This window comes from Serratia sp. MMO-28, assembly GCF_037199905.1.
In the GTDB taxonomy this organism is placed as follows: domain Bacteria; phylum Pseudomonadota; class Gammaproteobacteria; order Enterobacterales; family Enterobacteriaceae; genus Chania; species Chania oryzae.
Window position 1 is genome coordinate 1 of record NZ_JBBCVB010000109.1, and the last position, 286, is coordinate 286.

The window sequence follows — 286 nt, forward strand, 5'->3', positions numbered from 1 at the left end:
CACCAACAGCCAGAACAACTACACCGGTAGCACCACGATAAGCGGCGGCGATGTGCTGCTGGGCAGCAACAATGCCTTTGGCGCCACCTCATTGCTGACGGTGGCCAGCGGCGCCGGTTTCAATACCAATAACTTCAGCCAGACGGTGGGGGCACTCACCAACCTGGGCACGGTCACGCTCGATCCCGGCGTGTTGAGCAGCGGACTGCTGACCAACACCGGGGTGCTCGATCTGGCAGGCGGTACGCTGAACCTGTCGTCAGGGGGCACGTCGACCGCCCCTGGC

General features: G+C 63.6%; 1 protein-coding gene. It reads left to right on the forward strand.

The genetic code is table 11. The features are described 5' to 3' along the window. The coding region (locus WG891_RS26760) for a hypothetical protein (protein WP_337265116.1) at window positions 1–286 on the forward strand (286 nt) is incomplete at both ends.